This is a genomic window from Arcobacter sp. 15-2 (assembly GCF_047159865.1).
Classification (GTDB): domain Bacteria; phylum Campylobacterota; class Campylobacteria; order Campylobacterales; family Arcobacteraceae; genus JAIOSF01.
In genome coordinates this window covers 875,407-896,056 of sequence record NZ_AP038804.1, presented here as the reverse complement: position 1 = coordinate 896,056, position 20,650 = coordinate 875,407, and the positions used below count along the sequence as shown (strand labels likewise).

22 protein-coding genes are annotated in these 20,650 nt (G+C 29.5%); 21 read left to right on the top strand and 1 reads right to left on the bottom strand.

Annotated features, from left to right (window positions below; genetic code table 11):
- Positions 1-20 precede the first annotated feature (20 nt).
- The 12 genes from ACMCMH_RS04770 (at position 21) to ACMCMH_RS04715 (ending at position 10,919) form a co-directional block, all read left to right on the top strand.
- A complete protein-coding gene (locus ACMCMH_RS04770) occupies positions 21-2,663 on the top strand; it encodes a flagellar hook-basal body complex protein (RefSeq protein WP_412727625.1) in 2,643 nt (880 codons plus the stop codon).
- A 9-nt stretch (positions 2,664-2,672) separates the two neighbouring features.
- Positions 2,673-3,002 carry a hypothetical protein gene (locus ACMCMH_RS04765; protein ID WP_412727623.1) on the top strand — a complete coding sequence of 110 codons (330 nt, stop codon included), beginning with the start codon at positions 2,673-2,675 and terminating at the stop codon, positions 3,000-3,002.
- A 7-nt stretch (positions 3,003-3,009) separates the two neighbouring features.
- Positions 3,010-5,040: a hypothetical protein gene (locus ACMCMH_RS04760; RefSeq protein WP_412727621.1), complete on the top strand. Its 2,031-nt coding sequence runs from the start codon at positions 3,010-3,012 to the stop codon at positions 5,038-5,040.
- Between the two features lie 71 nt (positions 5,041-5,111).
- Positions 5,112-5,420, top strand: coding sequence for a flagellin (locus tag ACMCMH_RS04755; RefSeq protein ID WP_412727619.1), 309 nt, complete (start codon positions 5,112-5,114; stop codon positions 5,418-5,420).
- A 14-nt stretch (positions 5,421-5,434) separates the two neighbouring features.
- A complete protein-coding gene (locus ACMCMH_RS04750) occupies positions 5,435-6,277 on the top strand; it encodes a FliM/FliN family flagellar motor switch protein (protein ID WP_412727617.1) in 843 nt (280 codons plus the stop codon).
- A 10-nt stretch (positions 6,278-6,287) separates the two neighbouring features.
- A complete protein-coding gene (locus ACMCMH_RS04745) occupies positions 6,288-7,043 on the top strand; it encodes a motility protein A (RefSeq protein ID WP_412727615.1) in 756 nt (251 codons plus the stop codon).
- 14 nt (positions 7,044-7,057) lie between these two features.
- Positions 7,058-7,855, top strand: coding sequence for a flagellar motor protein MotB (locus ACMCMH_RS04740; protein ID WP_412727613.1), 798 nt, complete (start codon positions 7,058-7,060; stop codon positions 7,853-7,855).
- A 9-nt stretch (positions 7,856-7,864) separates the two neighbouring features.
- Entirely contained in the window at positions 7,865-8,161 is a 297-nt protein-coding gene (locus tag ACMCMH_RS04735) for a rod-binding protein (RefSeq protein ID WP_412727611.1), read from the top strand.
- Entirely contained in the window at positions 8,158-8,535 is a 378-nt protein-coding gene (locus ACMCMH_RS04730) for a hypothetical protein (RefSeq protein WP_412727609.1), read from the top strand. The genes ACMCMH_RS04735 and ACMCMH_RS04730 overlap by 4 nt, the downstream gene beginning before the upstream one ends.
- The gene (locus tag ACMCMH_RS04725; protein WP_412727607.1) at positions 8,535-8,933 is read left to right on the top strand and encodes a hypothetical protein; all 399 of its coding nucleotides are present in this window, start codon (positions 8,535-8,537) and stop codon (positions 8,931-8,933) included. The genes ACMCMH_RS04730 and ACMCMH_RS04725 overlap by 1 nt, the downstream gene beginning before the upstream one ends.
- A 3-nt stretch (positions 8,934-8,936) precedes the next feature.
- Positions 8,937-10,085, top strand: a complete 1,149-nt coding sequence (gene flhF / locus ACMCMH_RS04720) for a flagellar biosynthesis protein FlhF (protein ID WP_412727605.1) — start codon at positions 8,937-8,939, stop codon at positions 10,083-10,085.
- Positions 10,086-10,103: 18 nt separating this feature from the next.
- Complete coding sequence (locus ACMCMH_RS04715) at positions 10,104-10,919, top strand: P-loop NTPase (protein ID WP_412727603.1); 816 nt, start codon at positions 10,104-10,106, stop codon at positions 10,917-10,919.
- Here ACMCMH_RS04715 and ACMCMH_RS04710 read toward each other — a convergent pair.
- Positions 10,911-11,117: a hypothetical protein gene (locus tag ACMCMH_RS04710; protein WP_412727601.1), complete on the bottom strand. Its 207-nt coding sequence runs from the start codon at positions 11,115-11,117 to the stop codon at positions 10,911-10,913. The two genes, ACMCMH_RS04715 and ACMCMH_RS04710, sit on opposite strands and share 9 nt — an antisense overlap.
- Here ACMCMH_RS04710 and ACMCMH_RS04705 point away from each other — a divergent pair.
- Genes ACMCMH_RS04705 through ACMCMH_RS04665 form a run of 9 tightly spaced genes read left to right on the top strand, consistent with a single transcriptional unit; the run spans position 11,116 to position 20,647 of the window.
- Positions 11,116-11,259 (top strand): hypothetical protein, encoded by a 144-nt coding sequence (locus ACMCMH_RS04705; protein ID WP_412727599.1) that lies wholly within the window; start codon positions 11,116-11,118, stop codon positions 11,257-11,259. The genes ACMCMH_RS04710 and ACMCMH_RS04705 overlap by 2 nt on opposite strands.
- A 13-nt stretch (positions 11,260-11,272) precedes the next feature.
- Positions 11,273-11,596: a flagellar hook-basal body complex protein FliE gene (gene fliE, locus ACMCMH_RS04700; protein ID WP_412727597.1), complete on the top strand. Its 324-nt coding sequence runs from the start codon at positions 11,273-11,275 to the stop codon at positions 11,594-11,596.
- A gap of 21 nt (positions 11,597-11,617) precedes the next feature.
- A complete protein-coding gene (gene flgC / locus ACMCMH_RS04695; protein WP_412727595.1) occupies positions 11,618-12,070 on the top strand; it encodes a flagellar basal body rod protein FlgC in 453 nt (150 codons plus the stop codon).
- A 10-nt stretch (positions 12,071-12,080) separates the two neighbouring features.
- A complete protein-coding gene (locus ACMCMH_RS04690) occupies positions 12,081-14,219 on the top strand; it encodes a hypothetical protein (protein ID WP_412727593.1) in 2,139 nt (712 codons plus the stop codon).
- 10 nt (positions 14,220-14,229) lie between these two features.
- On the top strand, positions 14,230-14,985 hold the full coding sequence (locus ACMCMH_RS04685; RefSeq protein WP_412727591.1) for a flagellar biosynthetic protein FliR: 756 nt from the start codon (positions 14,230-14,232) through the stop codon (positions 14,983-14,985).
- 9 nt (positions 14,986-14,994) lie between these two features.
- On the top strand, positions 14,995-16,041 hold the full coding sequence (flhB, locus tag ACMCMH_RS04680) for a flagellar biosynthesis protein FlhB (RefSeq protein WP_412727589.1): 1,047 nt from the start codon (positions 14,995-14,997) through the stop codon (positions 16,039-16,041).
- 16 nt (positions 16,042-16,057) lie between these two features.
- The gene (locus ACMCMH_RS04675; protein WP_412727587.1) at positions 16,058-18,082 is read left to right on the top strand and encodes a tetratricopeptide repeat protein; all 2,025 of its coding nucleotides are present in this window, start codon (positions 16,058-16,060) and stop codon (positions 18,080-18,082) included.
- Entirely contained in the window at positions 18,082-19,389 is a 1,308-nt protein-coding gene (gene fliI / locus ACMCMH_RS04670; RefSeq protein WP_412727585.1) for a flagellar protein export ATPase FliI, read from the top strand. Before ACMCMH_RS04675 ends, fliI begins: the two co-directional genes overlap by 1 nt.
- The gene (locus ACMCMH_RS04665) at positions 19,382-20,647 is read left to right on the top strand and encodes a hypothetical protein (protein WP_412727583.1); all 1,266 of its coding nucleotides are present in this window, start codon (positions 19,382-19,384) and stop codon (positions 20,645-20,647) included. Before fliI ends, ACMCMH_RS04665 begins: the two co-directional genes overlap by 8 nt.
- The last annotated feature ends 3 nt before the right edge of the window (positions 20,648-20,650 follow it).

The window sequence follows — 20,650 nt, the reverse complement described above, 5'->3', positions numbered from 1 at the left end:
TTATATTTAAAGGAATCATCATGGTTGGAGCACTTTGGACAGGGATCTCAGGATTAGCAGGTTCACAAACAGCACTAGATAATGAGTCAAATAATATTGCCAATGTTAATACAATAGGTTATAAAGCATCAAGAATCTCATTTGCAGATCAAATGTATCAAGATAAAATTGGTAAAGGGGTTACTTCATTTGATATAGAAAAGATGTATACTCAAGGAAACCTAAAGAATACTGGTGTATCTTATGATATGGCACTTTCTAGTGATGGTTTTTTTACAGTATCAAATGGTTCTGAAACTTTCTACACAAGAGCTGGTAACTTTAGAATGGGAGAATCAGGTAATTTAGAAGATGTTGGACAAAACAATGTTCAAGGTTGGGCAATGTCACCTATTACTGATGATGATAGAATTTCTACAGATATAAATGCAACTTATTTTACAAACGAATTTAGTAAAACGCTGGGAAATAAAATCATCAGAGATAGTTCAACTATTGAAACAATTGTAGCAAAAGCAACAGATTTTACCACTACAGCTGCTTCAGATGTAGAAACAGTATTTAGAGGATTTGGTGCAAAAACAGCGAGTGCTAAAAAAGCTGATATTGATGCTTTGATTACTGAATATAATAGTCTATTAACTACTCATGCAAAAGCTGATCCTAAACCAACTGCTGCTTCTTCTAGTGTACAAAAAAATTATCTTAATTTTAATCTTGATACGGTAAAAATAGAAGAGGGTGATGAGATATATCTATATATTGATGGTGATAGATATGCCGAAAAGTTTGATACAGATGAAGCAACAACTTTGAAAAAATTTGCAGATCAAATTGCAAACTTAAAAGGATTTGATGCACACTATACAAATGGGATGGAAGATAATGCTAGTGGAACAATAGGTGAAAGTGCTTATGAGTTTGATAATGTATCTGGAAATGACCCTAAAGGTGGTTTATATATCGAGAGTTTGATCCCTGGATTACAGTTTAGAATAACAGAGTTTGGTTCAGTAGATACAAGTAATGATAACCAAACAACAAAAGGTGAAGTAAAAACTATCCAAGCAGCTGTTCAAGGGACAGGAATGGGTGCTATCGAGTCTGTTGAAGAAGCTTTAGCCAAAGCAGTTTCTGGAAAACAACAAGATGTATATAGTACAGATGAACTTATGTTAAGTTCAACGCAAGTTGATAACCAATTTACATATCAAATAAATATTTATGATAAAGATACAAAATCAGTTGAAAATGTACCGTCAGTACCATTAGTGTTAAGTAATCCAGTTGGAGCAGCAGGAGGTGTAGCTAGTGTTGATGACATTGTAAATGCTATTAATACTGTTGCAAATGCAGATGGAACAGCATCAAAAGGTGAACTTGCATATTATGTAAAAGCTTTTAATGTAAATGGTAATTTAGTAGTTCAAACACTCGACAAAAATTTTGATGTAGAATTTACAGGAGAATTAAAAGGTCCTATCCCTGAACAACAACTTATAAAACTTACAGGAAATGTTGACTTAGCTGAACACCAAACTGTTGGAATTACAGGTACAACGACTGCACTTGCTACATTTGCAGGTAATGCTATATCTGGTGCAGTTATTGGTGATACAGGTGAAGAAACTATAGATAAAATTATTGCAGATAAAGATGCTCTAATAAGCGCATGGAATGCTGATCCAGCTAATGTTAATGATCAGCTAAGTAATATTCTTAAAAATGATGCGGGTGAACTCGAATATGTTTATGAATATCAAGCAGCTGCTCCAACAATTACACCTGCTGTTGCGGGTGCAGGGTTAACAATATCGGCTACTACTGTTACACAAGCTCATACCGATCAGTCTACTGGTTCTACAGTGGGAGCAGGTACTACAGCATTTAGATTTTTAGATGTAGAGGTAACAGGTATAAATCATGGTGATTCAACATCTGCAACAATAGAAAAAATTGTGGCTGATAAAGATGATATAATTACTGCTTGGAATTTAGCTAATCCAACTGCTGAAATTGATGATATTTTAAAAGTATCTTCTGATGAGTTAAAAATTGTGTACAAAAATACTCAAGGAGATACTCCATCTATAGCAGCAGCATCTGGTTATTTGGATTCAAGTTACGGAATGCAATTTGATGATGCAGATGAATTAGTAAAAGGATCGTTTAATGGGCTTATTACTAGAAACAATGATTACAGTGGTAGAGAAGGTGCAGGTGCAGAGTTTTTAAAAATAACTACTACTATCAATCAAACAGCATCACAAGACAGTATACAGCTTCGGCTTGATAGTTTAGGTTTAACTGATAGCGCATTTGGCGACTTTTCTGTTGATAGTACAGGACTTGTAACTATGCAACAAGATGGAGTAGATTTTGCGGTAGGACAAGTATCAATTGCTAAATTTACAGACAATAGAGGACTTGAAGCGATAGGTGGAAACTTACTCAAAGCAACTACGAGAAGTGGAACAGCTCTATACAACATAGACAACGATAAAACAGCAGAAGTAAATGGTGGTCAGTTGGAGCTTTCAACAGCAGACTTAAGTGAATCATTGGTAAACCTTATGGTTTTCCAAAGAGCTTTTGAGGCAAATGCTAAGTCTATTACAACGGCGGATTCTATTTTAACTACTTTAATTCAATTAAAAAGATAGGTTTTATAAATGGATAATTTTTTACTTTTATCAATACTTGGAGTACTTACTGTATATTTTTACAGTAGTATGAATGTATACAAATCGCTTTATCGTAAAATAACGGAAGAGAAAACGATGGTGGAAGAAAAAAATGCAAATTTAGAAAAGTTAAAAGAAAAATTTGAGAAGCAAGTTAGATTTTCTTTGGAAACAATAGATGATTCGCAAGAAAGTTTAAAAAGTACAAGAGAAGATTTACAAGAACTTAAACTACAAAATAGTGAATTGGACCATAAAAATAAACTTCTACAGGAGCGTATAAACGAATTATACGCTTCTGTTGGAACAATACATTAGCTCGAATATGTTTTTAAAAAAAATAAAGTCAAATCTATTCATCATTTTATGTTTCGTGATTCCTATAGTTTTATTGGGAAGTGAAAATAAAACTATTGAATCACAACCTCAAATTTTATTTGAGCATGAAAAACTGCAAGATAAACAAGAACGACGAGAATTGTTATTGAAGTTTAATACAGCTGTGTTATATTTAGAACAAGAAAAATATATGCATGCGATTCAATTGTTTAAACAATCATCCAAAATATTGAAAGTGCCATCTTATTTAAATATAGGTATCGCATATTATAAGTTAAATTCTGAGAATAATGCTTATTTATATTTAAAAAAAATATATGATTTTAAAGAGTTACAATTTAGAGATAAATATTCTTATTTTAGTGCTGCTTATTATTTATATAAAATTACCAACAATAAAGAGTATATAGAAGAGATAACTCGTGTAAGTAAAAAAGCAAAAAGGCTAACAGAACACGAAAAGTTACTTGTTGTAGATACTTTAATATTACAAAAAAAATATAAAAAAGCATTAGAACTTTCATTAAGTATTGATAATATTTCACAACTAAAAATAGCAATGCTTTGTATGAAACTCAGAAAATACAATAAGGCAAAATATCATTTGGATAAAGCTTTAGTAGAAGCAAAAGGTGATAAAGCAAAAAATGAAGTTTTATGGTTTCAAGTATATCGAAATATAAAAGCAAATAGTTTAGAAAATTTACGAGAAAATATTGTGAAAATAGAAGATCGCAAAAAAATATTTCATGTGAATAAAAGACTAGAACTTGAACTTTTTTTCAATAAAGAGAAATTTACAGCAAAAGAGTATTTTGAAAAAATAACAAACCCTTCATTTGATTTAAAATTAGATTTTGTATATTATTTTGCGCCATTTATTTTTGAAGATTATGATGAGATGAATATGAATGAAACAAATGGTTTTATTATCAAAAACCAAGATAGCATTCATGAACTAAATATGATGATTACATATAATTCAGAGTTTTTACAAGTGATAAAACAAGATCCGATCCAAAGAGTTCATACACTGCAAAAAATGATAGATGAAAAATATGATACAAAAGCCTACGAGTATTATAACTTAGGTTTATCATATGCTCAAATTTATGATTATAACAATGCATATAAATATTTTAAAAAAGCATATAGTTTAGATCATGGGAATAAGTTATATTCTGTTATGACTTTTTTGACAACAAAAAAATTTAATGTAAGTGAAGACAAAGTTTTTATGGAGTTTTTAACAAAAAATATTATGGCTAAAAATGGTACTTTTACATATTTAGCACAATATATGTATCAAATTTTTATTGACTCTTCTATAGAGCTTGATGAAGATAAATTAACAATGAAAGATAAAAAGTCTATATTTTTTAGAGCATTGTATTTTATTGAACACTTAGAAGATGATGGAATTATGCAAAATTCCCCTTTACTTGTGGAGTATGATAAAGATCCTTTGGTACATCTGTTTAATTTGATTGCAAGAGAAGAAAATGAAAATGAATATATCTATATCTCGCGTATTCAAGATCAACTTCCTAAAATATATAATAATATATTTTTAAAAGGTAATTTAGTAGTTACAGATTATTATATAGATGCATTGCGTGCATTAGGGTTATTTAATAGAACAGATTTTAATATCGAGAATAATAAAAATCCAGCCTATCTAAGAACAAAAGCAATTGTTCAACTCTATAATGGTAAACCAGAAGAAACGATAAAAATAATTGAATATATTCAAAATACTTATAATATACAAAGTATTGATTCATTTTATATTTTGATTGCGGCATTATTTAGCTCAGGACAAAAAGAGTTGGCGTATGCTACATTAACAGAAATTGAATTTTTATATCAAGATAAAGATGCACGATTTTTAAGTGGAACAAGACTTTTACAAGATCTCAGATTGAATAGTGCTACACAATATTTTAGAGATAAATTAAAGGGAAAACTTGTTGATATTCGATTGAATAATTTTGATGATTTTTTAGAAGAGTTATAAAAAAACAAAAAAGATATACAATTGATAATTTTTATGATATAATTAATTAACTTTAAAACAAGGAGTATGATATGCAATTAGGTAGACTAGAGGTTATGGATCAATCAAAAGTAGATTATGTATCAAAAATCTCTAAAATTCAAGAAACAGATAAAAAAACACAGGTAGACCCTGATGAACAATATAAAAATGCACAAAAAAAACCTGAAGTTGCAGAAAATGAAGTAATGCTTGACAATGTTAAATTTGGTTATAATTCAGATACAAAAGACTTTTTTGTACGAATAACTAAAGGGAGTGTTGAATATCAATATCCAACAGAAGATATGATGAATCTTAAAAAGAATTTGATGGAAGCATACAAAAATACACAATCTTAAATTAGGAATAATAATTGGCGTCAAATATATCAGATATAATCAAAAGTGAAATTTCTAGTACTTTAGAAAGTTTGCTTTCAGCAAGTAGTAATGTTGAAGATGTTGTTTTAACTAGCACTTCAGAATTGGATGATACTCAATGTGTAAGTACAGGAGTATCTTTTGATTTTAATGGCAAAAACTCATTATGGAATTTTTGTATACCAACAAAAACAGCTACTCAATTTGAATATTTGATGTTAGGTGGAGTAACTGATTTAAAAAATAGCATTGATGATGAAATAACTGATGCTGTTAAAGAGATTGTCTCAACTATATCAGGAAGTATTTGTACTAGTGTAAATGCACAAGGTTTCGGGGATATTACTGGTCTTAAATCAACATTAGGCAACAGTTCAGTTGACTCTATGAATAATATTAACGATTCTGGAAACTTTTATAAATTTATTGTAAAACTTAATGATGAAAACTTAGAATTATATATCTCTTTTGATGATACTATCAAACCTTTTATATCTTTATTGACAGGTGTGGGAAGTGTTGAAAATACTGCTCCTGTAGATAATACAAATGAAAAATCAACATCAATTATTAGTTCTTTATTAGGGGAAGAATCTGTTGATAATTTAAGATTATTATTTGATATTAAAATGAGACTAAGTGTACGCCTTGGAACTAAAATTTGTTTATTAAGAGATGTAATTAGTTGGGATATAGGTGAGATTATTGAATTATCTCAAATGACAAGCGAACCATTAGATATATTGGTTAATGGTGTGGTTATTGGTACTGGAGAAGCTATTATTGTAGATGGAAAATTTGGTATTAAGATAAAACATATTGGTAAAATAAAATAAATGAGAAATGATGGATAAAACAACCGCAGGTGGATTGGCAGGAGTATGGGGACTTGTTGCATTAGCTATTGTCTTAGGTGGTGCTGGATTTGGTGCTTATGTTGATATCCCTTCTGTAATTATTGTTCTTGGAGGTACTGCTTCTGTTACTATGGGACAGTTTGAGGGCGATGCTTTAAGTAGATTTGGAAAAGCAGTTGGTATTGCTATGAATCCTGTTAAGTTTGAACCTACAAATGAACTTATAGAAAAAATTATAATTTATGCTACTGATATCAAAAAGAATGGGGTGATGTCTGTTGAAACAAAAATTCAAGATGAATCAAATGCCTTTTTCAAAGAAGCTTTCAATTTACTTGTAGATAATACAAAACCAGATGTTTTGGAGAATCTATTAGAGATCAAACTTGAACATATAGAAAACCGACATAAAACAATGATTGGGATGTTCTCATCTATTGGTGGAACTGCTGGTTCAATGGGTATGATTGGTACTCTTGTTGGGCTTGTTGCTATGCTTGCAAACTTATCTGATCCTTCTGCTGTTGGTCCTGCAATGGCGGTTGCTTTACTTACTACAATGTATGGAGCACTTATTGGAACAGGGTTTGCTGGAGTTATGGAAAATAAACTTTCTCAAAAGCATACTAAAGAGATGATTAGCTGTCAAATTATTATTCAAGGTGCTCATATGATAGCATCTGAAGAATCTATAGGTAATGTAAAAATGAAGCTTGGTGCAATTATGCCAGCTATTGAAGACTAATGAGTATTTAAAGAATGGCTAAAGAGAAAAAATGTCCTGATTGTCCTAAGTGTTTACCTGGTTGGCTTGTTCAATTTGGGGACCTTATGTCATTGTTACTTTGTTTTTTTATTTTACTCTTGTCTATGGCAACTATGGATAAGAAAAAAGTTGAAGAGTATTTTGAGATTATGAGAAGAAGTATGGGCTTTTTGCAAGGTGCTCAAGATACAGCAGAAGCAGAAAAAGAATCTCTTTCTCAATATCACGCTGATAAGTCAGAATCAGGAAGTGGTGATAGTGTAGGGCAAGATAGTGAGTCTGCAGATGTTTCTAAACTCATTGAGGAGATTACTCAAGAGTTTAATGATACAAGTGATAAAGACAATCAAGAAGTTCAATTAACACTTAAAGGAAATAATGAATTTACTTTAGATATACCCTCTTCATTGATATTTGAAGAAGGGGAGTATGAACTGACTAATCCTAATGCAAAAAGATTTATTACAAAAGTATCTAAGGTTTTACGAACTATGACACAAGAATTTGATATTGAAGTAGCTGGTCATACTGGTTCCAATTATCAAAGATCAAATGGTATTCCTCGTGATTCATGGGATGTTTCTGCTCTTCGATCAATTGCTGTTGTAAAAGAGTTCATCAAAAATAGAATCGATCCGGCTACTTTAAAAGTAAGTGCATTTGGATCGTATAGACCAAAAAGTGATAATGCTTTTGAAAATAGAAGAGTAGAGTTACGATTTGTTTCAACAAGTCAGGACAGTAACAGAATGGCTGAAGATGAAAGCTTTTTTGATAGAATAGAGGAATAAGGAGTTATGATGGAAATAAATAATCAATTTGTAGACATAATGAGTACAAAACCTAACAAATTAGAATCTATGAGTACTCAAAATCTAAAAGATGATAGTTCATTAAGAGATGTATGTAATAGTTTTGAATCATTTTTTATGAATCAAATTTTAGAAGTATCATTAAAATCATCAAAAATGGCGGGAGAGGGAACTGGTTCAGATATCATAAAAGGTATGTATACAGATGCTCTTTCTCAAAAATCATCAGGATCACTTGGTATTAGTGATATGCTGTATAAATTTTTAAGTGAGAAACAATCATGATAGATGTAACAATATTAGAACTAAAAAGTGTAACAGAACATTTGAAAAAATCCATACTCCTTGATATAGAGGATGTTAAAAAAGCAAATCATGAGAATTTAGTCAAAAGAAATTCTGATAAATTAACATCAATGGATATACTAACAAATTTAAAGCAGCAATTAAACAATGAACTTTCTCAAGAGTATAAAAGTGGAAATGATATTTCAATCTACAAAACTAGTATAGACGAGCTTGAGGTTGAGTTGCAGAACCTTTATTCATTAAACGGAAAACTAGCATCAATCGTATTACCAGTAAAAGAGATGTACAAAGAGATTATCGATGAAATCACAGAAAAAAATGGCGGATCTTTAGTAGAGGTGATGGCGTAGTGATACAAAAATTTCTCTTTTTGTTTTTATGCGTTGTGAGTATCGCTGCACAAAATATACAAGTTGTTCCTATTGCTAAAAAAGATATACAGTACAAGTCAAAAATATATACAAACGATGTTCTTTTAGTACAAGTAAATAAAAAGTATAATTGTAATAAATACTTAAATCTAATCGATTTAAAAAAAAATAAATATTATGCAACACATTATATTGCAAAAAATAGAGTGATTTGTTTTAAAGATGTAACGATTCCCGAAGTAAAAAAAGTAAAGTTTAGATTTGGAAACTTAGAGATAGAAAAAGAAGCTGAACTAATAAAAGAAACAAAAAGTTATATAAAAATTAAGAATTTAGATGGTACAATTGAGAAAATCTACACTGATGGAAGAAATTAATAGATGAAAATGCTCTCATTTCTAGGTGAAACACCTACCATAGCTTTGCAAAATGCACAAAAAGAGTGTGGCTCTGATGCTGTTGTAATCTCAACCAAAAAAATATCATCACAAGATAGTAATGGTGTAAATATGTATGAGATTACAATTGCTTTAGAAGAGGAATATGATAAAAAAGAATCAATTTCTAAACAAAAAATTGTAACATCAAATAAGAAAATATCATCCAAAAATGGAGATGTTCAATTTTATGATTTTAAAGATCAAATTCTCAATATGCAAGAATCTCTTGAAAAAGTACAAAAAACACTTTGGGAACCAAAAAGTCAACTATATGATTTAAATATTCCTCCAGAGTTTATTGATATCTACACTTTATTTGAGCAAAATGAGTTTGATGCTGAGATGACTTATAGTATTATGAAAAAAACTATAGAACAATTACCTGTAGCAATGAAATCAAATCCTATTAAAATAAATAATTTTTTTAAATTAATTTTACGAAGAATTATTGCAGTTAAGCATGAAGTACCTCTTCGTACACATCAAAGAAAGATAATGATGTTTGTTGGACCAACAGGTGTTGGAAAAACGACAACAATTGCAAAGTTAGCAGCTCGATATGCTTATAAATTAGGTACAAATTATAGAGTTGGTATCATCACTTTAGATTCTTTTAGAGTGGGTGCGGTTGAGCAATTAAAAGCATATACAAATATTATGCGTTTACCGCTTGAAGTAGTTAAAAGACCTGAAGAGTTAAGTGAAGCGATTGCACGACTAAAAGATTGTCACTATATATTAATCGATACAGCAGGTGGTAGTCAGTATGATATGGATAAAATTGAATTAATAAATCAATATCAACAACATTTAACAGAAACCCCAATCGAAAAAATGCTTGTTCTTCCAGCAAATGTAAAAACTACTGATTTATATGAAATTTATAATAGTTATTCTTCTTTACATATACATAATTTAATTTTTACTAAATTAGATGAAACAATAAGTTATGGAAATTTAATATCTTTTGCTCATAAAACGAAAAAATCTATTTGTTATGTATCTGTTGGACAAAATGTACCTGATGATCTGCATGAAGCTAATAGTAACTATTTAATTGACTGTTTTATGAATAGACATGTCTCTTAAGAAAAGAAGCAGAATATATTGTTTGAAAAAATATCTACACAAGCAAATCGTCTTGTTTCATTAACCAATAAAATACATTCAACATCTAAAACAAAAGTTTTAGTAGTAACTTCTGGAAAAGGTGGAGTTGGTAAATCGACACTCACTTCAAATATTGCGTATATACTTTCTCAAAAAAAGAAAAAAGTTGCAGTTTTAGATGCTGATATTGGACTTGCAAATTTACAAGTTATATTTAATTTGAAACCTAGAAACACAATTAATGATTATCTTGAAGGGGAATGTTCTTTAGATAATATTTTAACAACAACAAGCTATCACAATATAACATTAATTGCAGGGAAAAGTGGATATCAATATAGCAATATAAATAATAGTATGCATTATTCTCGTTTAGTCGAAGATATAATTGCATTAAATAAATTTGATATTTTGATAATTGACACAGGTGCTGGTTTAAATGAGCAAGTGCAAGAGTTTTTGGATTTGACGGATAATATATTGGCATTAACAACAACTGACCCTAGTGCACTTACAGATGTGTATGCACTTATAAAAATGGTAAGTATGAAAAAAAATAAACTTATGTTATGCTTTAATTTTACAGCAAAATTTGAAATTGGTGATACAATTACTAATTCTTTAAAAAATTTAGCCTTAAAAAATAAACTTAATAGAAAATTTATGGTAGAATACTTAGGTAATGTAAGTCAAATGAATAGTATTTCTACTACAGGTAGATTACGAAAACTATTTGCAAAAGAGTTAAAAGATGATATTGCATCTTTAGAGTTAAATTTAGTTGTAGAAAATTTGATGAAAAATTTAAAGTGAGTAGATAATGATTGTAGAAAAATTCTCTATTAAAATATTGCAAAGTCGTATATTCGATATATATGTGGCTACTGTATTTTTCGCTTCAGCAATATTTTTTGTATTGAACTCGTCTATTTTCACCCCTTTAGAGATGATGTTTGGAATAGTTTTTTCAACGATTATATTTAAGGGTGTAGCTAATATAATGTTATCCATGACGATTTCATTAATAAATCTAGATAATCAGCATGATCTCAATGAATTTAAAAAGTCATCTGATGATTTAGAGTCTTTGGTAAATGATTTAGCTATACAAGAAGCATCGATTCAAAGCAATAAAAACAACAAAAATGTATGATAAAGGATAAAAGATGAAGTTATCAGAAGTTACAAATTCATTTAGTGGTATAAATAAAAATTCATTATTAGATTCAATTGGATTAAAAACAGACCTATCTGAAGATAAAGACAAATCACAAAGTTTTTCACATTTATTAAAAGAATCAATTAACGAAGTAAATCAAAATCAAGTAAATGCTTATGATGCAATGGATGATATTGCAACAGGAAAAGTAGAAAATCTTCAAAAAGCTGTTCAAAAAATTGAAGAAGCAGAATTGAGTTTAAAACTTGGGCTAGAAGTGAAAAATAAAGCATTGGGTGCATATAAACAAATTATGGCAATGCAAGTATAGTATTGAATAAAGGATTTTAAAATGAGTTTTTTTGATGGTTATAATGTAGCAACAGCTGGTATGTCAGCTCAGAGAACAAGAATAAATATTGTTAGTTCAAATATTGCAAATGCACAAACAACACATACAACAGATGGTGGACCTTATAAAAAACAAAATGTTGTATTTGAAGAGGTTCTTTTAGATTCTATGAGAGATGAGAAAAAGAACCCAAATCAAGACTCTATTGATCCTTTGTCGTTGCGTGGTGTTGGAGTAAAAGAGATTATTGACTCAAAAGATAAACCTATTTTGAAATATGAACCAGAACATCCAGATGCCAATCAAGATGGTTATGTTGCATATCCAAATATCAATCCAGTAATTGAGATGGTTGATTTAATGGAAGCGATGAGATCGTATGAAGCAAATGTTGCATCATTTAAAACGCAAAAAGATATGGATACAAAAACTCTTGATATCATAAAAAGCTAAGGGCTGATAAATGCCAACAGAACTTTTAAGAAACTTTGAATCATCAAATGTAAATAAATCTGTACCTAATGATAAAAGTTCTTCAAAAACAGAAAAAAAAGAGGGGTTTTCATTATTTGATTCACTAGTTAATGAAGCAAAAATAGATGCTAAAAATGATGAAAAAAGTTCAAATAATAGTATAGATAAAAATACGGACACTTCAGATAAGTTAGAAAATAAATCATCCCAAGAACAATCTAAACAAAATATATCAACTGTCAAACAAACAACTTCACAAGAGGTTGAAAAAACAAAAACTCCTACTGACATAAAAGTTACTACTGAGAAAAACGAATCATCTATTATTTCAAATGAGATAAAAAAATCAGATGAAACAGTTGACACAAAAGCTTCAAAATCATTAAAGACTATGGTAGATAAGTTAGTAGATATAATTGTTTCTTCTGCAAAAGAACTTTTTGATAAAAATGATATAAAAGATTCAACTAACACACAAGCAGTTAAAAATAAAATAAACCAAATTTTAGAATCAAAAATCACTGGCGATGTTTCAATAAATGGTTTGAAATCCGAAGTAAATAAAATACTTGATACATCGGATATGACAAAAAATACTAAAGAACTTATATCAACACAAATAGGTAAGATTATTCAAAGTGAATTGGGAAAAGATTTATCTGTTGATGAGATAAAAGCATCTCTAAGTGAAAAAATAACTATACTTAAAAAAAGTATAGAAAACATAAAAGAAGAAACTAAAGAGATAAAAGATATTACTGTAAAATCAAAAGAGAATAGTGATACAGATATATCAGTACAAAAAGAAAAAATTGTACTTGCAGTTGGAACTATTAAAGAAGAGAGTGACAATATTCAAAAAGATCTGAAGAACACAGATACAGAAAATATCAAAGATTCAAAAAAGAAAGATATATCTCAATTAGAAGAAGAGAAAAAAATTGTTAATACTATTGTATCAAAAGTTGATAAAATACAAAAAGAGAGTTCAGATATTGTTTCTGAGATTGAAAAAGTTAAATCAAAAACAACAATAGAGCTAGAGAAAAAAGAAAATAGAGATACATTGAAAAAAGTAGATTTAACAGTAGATTCTATTGATAAAAATATAGTTGAGATTGAAGAATTATCTCAAAAAATTTTGGTAAAAACAACAGCAACTATTGAAAATGAATCATTAAATGGCGTTTCGATAGGAGATACACAGAACTCTAAGAGTATTGATGGAGTACCCACCGTAGAAAAATCAAAACAAGATGCAAAAAATCCACTTCTTGCAACAATGTTTTTACAAAATCAAAAAATTGATAAAGAAAAAACTTCCCTTTCACAGATAAAAGATGCCAAAAATAATATCATTGAGCAAAAAACAGTTCAATCTGTAAAACAAAGTGCTGTAAAGCTTGAACTAAATGTAGAAGATACAGAGATCACTCATGAGGGTGATGAGTTAAAAAAAGATACTCATATTATAAAAAAAGAGAATACAACTTCGAGTTTTATAACTGATAATAAAAATCTTAATAAAATGTTTATAAACCAAAAGGCAGAAGTAAATATTCTAAGACCAGAACAAAATTCTGTTTTATTAACTGCAAAAGAAACAAGTGAAATAATAGAAAAAGATAAAAAAAATATTGAAACCGTAGAGATTACTGTTGCTAAAGATGCTGTTCAAGTATTGCAAAATAAAATAATTGGTGCACAACAAAAAATGGGTAGTTTTATGAGTGAAATTGCAAGAAATATGTACTTGAACTATAAACCTCCTGTTACGGCATTTAGAGTAAATTTGAACCCTGCAAATCTTGGTTCAATCTCTATTATTATGCGAGCAAATAAAATAGACAATACTTTGAATGTAAGTATGAATTTAAGCAATTCAAATACAATGGAATCATTTATAGAAAATAAAACTGTATTACAAAATGCAATTCAAAGACAATTTAATGATAGTTCAAATTTAACTATAGATTTCGGAATGCAAAATCAAAATTCTGAAAATAGTTTTAATGAACATTTTAATCAAGATACAAATAATCAGAATAGTAAAGATAAACAGTCCGAACAAACTACAGAAGAGACTATTGAAGAACAAGAGATAATTGAAAATAACGACTATATGTAAAGGTTGCTAAGTGCAAGAATTAATCTCTTTATTGGACCAACAAACTGTTTTTGCATTTCTTCTACTTTTGGCAAGAATTCTTAGCTTTATGGCTTTTATGCCCATAGTAGGACATACAACAGTTAATCCTACAATTAGAATAGCAATATCATTTTATTTGACTATATTTATGTTTCCTTTAATAAATTATGACAAAAGTGTAATTACAGAAGATACATTTCTTTTAGCGCTCATTACCGAAATTACTTTAGGACTTGTTGCTTCATTTTTAGTGCAAATTATATTTTCTGCTATTCAAATTATTGGTGATCTTATTGGATATGCGACTGCATTATCTATGGCAAATATGTTTGATCCAGCTACTGGTACGCAACAAGGTGTAGTAAGTAGATTGCTATATATGGTTATTTTAGTTATTTATTTAGAATCAGGGATGTATGAAGTGACCCTTTATATGCTCGCAGTTAGTTTTGATCAGATATCTTTGGGAACTTTTAATATATTTAGTTATGATGGTATATTATACGCTTCTGAAGAGATAAATAGAATGTTTGCATTTGCATTTGCATTTGCATTTCCTTTGTTTTTTATAGGTTTTATTCTTGATGTTTATTATGCTTATGGAACAAAATCTATGCCAGCATTTTCCCCTTTTGTAATCACATTTCAAATTAAATTTGCTTTGATTTTTATTTTTATGATGTTTGGTTTTGAGATATTTGTTGATAATTTTAATAATTATTTTATAAGTAAGTTTGAGTATTAAAGGTTTTTTATGGCTGATGAAGAAGAAAAAACAGAAGAACCCACGGGCAAAAAGATTGATGATTCCAAAGCAGAAGGGAATGTTCCTAAATCTGCTGAAGTACCAGGGGCTGCAATTTTATTTTTCGCGTCTATCTATTTGCTTTTTTTTGCAGGTTCTTTTTTTCGTGACATAGAAGAACTTATGATATATATCTATTCATTTATAGGTACAGAAGTAAATGGACATACTTATTTTGAGATAACAAGTAGTATTATTTATACTATGTTAGTCGGTATGTTTCCCTTATTTTTTTTGATATTGTTTTTAGGTGTTATATTCAATACTATGCAATTTGGGTTTGTTTTTACACCTTTAAAAATAAAGCTAGATAAAATTAATCCAATAAGTGGATTTAAAAATATTTTTAGTGCTAAAAAAGCACTTGAGGCTCTTAAACTTACAGCAAAACTAATTTTGATTTTTATTGTTATGTTAATAATTTTAGCTATTATTTGGGATAGTATTTTAGCGATGATGGATAAAGAGATACACGCATCTCTTGATGCTATGATGACATTGACTGTATACTTTTTATTGACAATTCTTTTAATTATAATCATTTTTGCTATAATAGATTTCTTTTTTACAAGACATTATTATTTCAAACAATTAAGAATGTCAAAACAAGAGATTAAAGATGAACACAAACAGATGGAAGGAGATCCCTTAGTTAAAGGGCGAATCCGTCAAATACAAATAAAAATGTCAAAACAAAGAATGATGGCAGATGTCCCTGATGCTGATGTTGTTATAACAAATCCAACACATTATGCGGTTGCATTAAAATATGATTCAGAAAAGTCAGAAGCACCTGCTGTAGTTGCTAAAGGGATTAACTTTTTAGCTTTGAAAATTAAAGATATTGCACAAGAGAGTAAAATACCAATTGTTGAGGATCCTGCTCTTGCTCGTGCTTTATATGATCAAGTAGAAGTTGAAGAAGAGATTCCTGAACGCTTATATAAAGCTATTGCAGAAATTTTTACTTTTGTGTATAATCTAAATAATAAATAAGGGAACTTTAGAAACTATGATAACAAAAATATTTTTTTTAATACTTATCACTTTGTCGACAGTATATGGTAAAAAAGACTTTTATTATAATTTTATAAATGAGGACTTAAGTCAAATATCTCAAGATAAAAAAGAAAAGATTGTTGGTGCTAGTAATAAACTAAAAACAATAAGACGATATGTAAAAGAGGGACAGTTAGATCTTGCTTTAAAAACTATCAATTTATTTTTAAACTCAAATAAAGTAAATATTTTAGATTCAACTGCAACACTACTTAAAAGTGAAATTCTATATAAATTAAATACAAAACCAAAAGCGGAAGAGGCGAATAAACTTCTTGAAGAGGCTATTAATAGTTCTGTAATAGATCAAAATGATTTACTTGAAGCATATCGATTACTTGTACTTATAAAATTAAAAATGAATAAGCCAGATGAAGCTGAGTATTATGCAAAAGCGATAGAAAATAGTTTTGATGATCCTCTTTCAAAAGTGTATGGAAAAGTTGCAATTGCCCAAATTCATATCAATAATAGAGATTATCGAAAAGCGATAAAAATTTTAAGAAACGAACTTGTAAATACAACAAGTTTAGAGGTTGCAACTATTATTGCGGATGAGTTATATGATGCATATATTTTAAACAAAGAGAGAGATGAAGCATACACTTTGGTAAAAAAAGTACTTAATAAAAATATCGATTATTATGCCAACGACAGTTATAAAGCATTAAAAAAAGTTGATAAACTAGTACAGTCAAATATGCCAAAATTTGCAATTGATATTTTAAAAAAGCTGATTGCCAATGCAAGTGAAACAGACAGTATCGATAGTTTTAAATTTAAGTTAGCAAATACTTATATGGAGATAGCAGGTTTTGAAAAAAAGTATCTTCCAATGGCCAAAGCGATTTATGAGGAGTTGATTCAAGTCAAAGATAATAATCCATATTTTAACAGATCAAAAATGTACCTTGATGAGATTATTATGAGAGAGGGTAAGTTTGAACCAGCGATGGTGGCTGCAAAATACAGTGCATTTGAATCAATGCAATATAAAGCTATGATGCAAGAGTTACTTAACTCAATAGAGGATGAGAAATACGAACAAATTATAAGAATGAAAAAAATTTATACAGGAATTTATCAACCCATTGTGAAAAGATTTGGTTATGAAAGTATAGATCAAATTTATACAATAGTAAATTCTAAAATGATACAGTTTTATTTGGAAACAAAACAATGTAAACAACTTAATACTGTTATAAAAGATGTTTCTGATGATGTTCTTTTGTTACTCATAGAAGATAAAAGTAATTTTAAAAACTTTTTTGAATGTATGGTTGAGCTACCAGAAGAGCGAGCTTATGTAATTGCAAAAAACGCTTATAATAAACTACAAAATAGTGAAATCTATTTTTATTTAGAAAAAGTTGCACTCTCTTTGGGCAAATACAAAGATGCAGAAAGTTTTTCTCAAAAGCTAGATATGTTGAGTGATTCAAAATTATTGTCAGATGAGTTTTTATACAGATTTTTGATAAATGCACACAAAAGCAATCCTTTAAGTATGCAAAACTTTTTTGCGTATGCACGAGCCAATGAGGAGTTTATTGTAAATAATCAAAACAATCCATTGATAATTGATTTTTATTATGAGTATTATTTATACCTCTTAAAACAGAATGAAGAGGAAGAGGCTGTATCTATTTTAAATAAACTTTACCAAACTCAAAATGCTATGAATGCAAGAATTTATTCACCGTTTGTTGAGATTGAGTTAGCTAAATATGCAAAACTAGATGATGATTACGATAAAGCTTTAGGCTACTTGAAATATGGACTTAATATAAAACGGATGAAAGATGGACGAAGTATTGATAGAGAGATTAAAAGTGATGATTTAGCTCGTATCTATTATGAAATTGCGAAGATATATGAATATCAAAATAGAGTAAATAGATATAAAGCGACAATTAAAAAGTGTCAAAAATTACAAAATACTGAGAGTTTTTATAAAAAAATGTGTGATAAACTATAATGACATTAGATAATTTTTTGGATCAGATTGATTCTGATAAACTTTTCATTCCATTTGGACGAATTGTCAATATCAATTCAACAACTATCATAGCTGACGGTTTAGAGGTTGCAATTGGGGATATTGTAAAAATAGAATCAGTTGCAAGAGTATATAGTGTTTTAGGTATGGTTGCTTCTATATCTTCAGGTACATTTACTGTTGTTCCTTTTTCATTTATTGATGGTTTTAAAATAGGAGATAAAGTTTTTTTACAAAAAGAGGGTTTAAGTATTCGTTGTGGTTATGGACTATTAGGGCGTGTAGTAAATGCTTTGGGTGAACCTATTGATAATGGGGGGAAGTTGCGAGATGTTGATAATCTTTCAGCTATAAACAAAGCAACTATTTCACCATTGGATAGAGGAATTATCGATCAACAGTTTTCAACAGGCGTAAAGTCAATAGATTCAATGCTAACTTGTGGCAAAGGGCAAAAAGTTGGTATTTTTGCAGGTTCTGGTGTGGGGAAGTCTACACTTATGGGGATGATTGTAAAAGGAAGTATAGCGAAAATCAAAGTTATTGCATTAGTGGGGGAAAGGGGTCGTGAGATCCCTGAGTTTATTCATTATAATTTAGGTAATAATTTAGAAAATACAGTAATAGTAACAGCAACAAGTGATGAGTCTTCACTTATGAGAAAATATGCAGCATTTACAGCTATGGCAATAGCAGAGTTTTTTAGAGATCAAGGTCATGATGTATTGCTCATGATGGATAGTGTTACGAGGTTTGCTATGGCTCAAAGAGAGATAGGCTTAAGTACTGGTGAACCTCCTACTCAAAGAGGATATCCACCTTCAGTATTTGCGCTTTTACCACAGCTTATGGAGCGAGCTGGTTCCAATAAATTAGGAACTATAACAGCATTTTTTACAGTTTTAGTTGATGGTGATGATTTAAGTGATCCTATTGCAGATCAAAGTAGATCTATTTTAGATGGTCATATTGTTTTAACGAGAAAATTAACAGAAGAGGGATTTTATCCACCTATAGATTTACTACAAAGTGCTTCTAGGGTTATAGATAAGGTTGTTTCTAAGGATCAATATAATAGGTTTTTAAAGTTAAAAAGGGTATTATCATTGATAAATGAAAATGAAGTGCTTATTCGAATAGGTGCTTATAAAAAAGGTATGGATAAAGAACTAGACAGTGCTTTACAAAAAAAAGATAAAATAAAGAAGTTTTTATCTCAAGGCGTTGATGAACTTTATACTTATGAATCAATAGTCAGAGGACTTATGGAGGTGACAAATGATTGATACTAGTAGAAATATGTTATATCATATAAAAAACTTAAATGCAGAAAGCCAAAGAATTTCACAGCAAACAGCTAGCGGCAAAAGTATAGATAAAGGGAGTGAAAACTCTATACTACACTCAAATCTTATTAATTTAGAGGATAAACTTCGTGTTACTGAAGGTTTGATGTTACAAATTGCCAAAACTAAAGTGATGAATGAAACTGCTGATTCAAGTCTTGAAGAGATAAAAATTGCTTTAGGTGGGGATGAGTATGGTGGTGGAATCCAAGATGATTTATTAAAAGCATTAAACTCAGGTATGGATCGAAACGATAAACTTGCAGTTGCGACTAACTTACGAGGTATTCGTGATAATATGTTTGATCGTATGAATACTCGTGTAGATGGTGAGTATGTTTTTACAGGTTCAGATACATCAATAAAAACTTTAGAAAAAGATGCAGATTTTGAAAATAATGGAAAAATTACTTTTGAGGGTGATGGTTTCTTAAGAAAAGTTGCTGTGCAGCCAGGTAGTTACAGAGATAGAGGTGTTACTGCGTATGATTCTATTTTTTATACAGCGAACAAGGCAACAGCTGGACAGCCATTTACTTTTGAAGAAGGTGAAAGAGTAATTGATGAAAATGGATTTGAGTGGAAATTAAATGCAGCAGGAGATCAGCTTCAAAAATATGACTATAATGGTAATATTTATCATCCACTAAATGTTGGTCCAGGGGGAGATGATATTACAGCTTTAAATATTACTTCTGATACAGTAGCTTCTCGATCAGAAGCAGATGCTGTAGCAGGAACAGGACAATCTGTAAAAGCTACATATACAATTGCAAATATTGGTAGTTCGCCTACCGGAAAAGTTTTTGAAGCAAAACACAATTATTTTGATGATTTAAATATAATTATAAATGCCCTAGAAGGACATGCAACAAAACTAGATGGAACAAAAGGTGCAATTATTGATGATGAGACAGTTCGTTCTACAGTTTCAAATGGTTTAGAGCAAAATGCACAACAATTTGATGCAACAAATATTGGTCATGGGGAGCTTGGTGGTAGAAATAATATATTTAATATTGCAAACGAGAAACTAACATCTCAAAAAACACATTATGATATTTTGATACAAAAAACAGCAGGTGCAGATACAGCTAAATTAGCTATGGAATCAAAAGCTTTAGAGTTGACTTATCAATCTCTTTACACAACAATAGGTAAGATGAATAAACTTTCATTACTTAACTATATAAACTAGAAA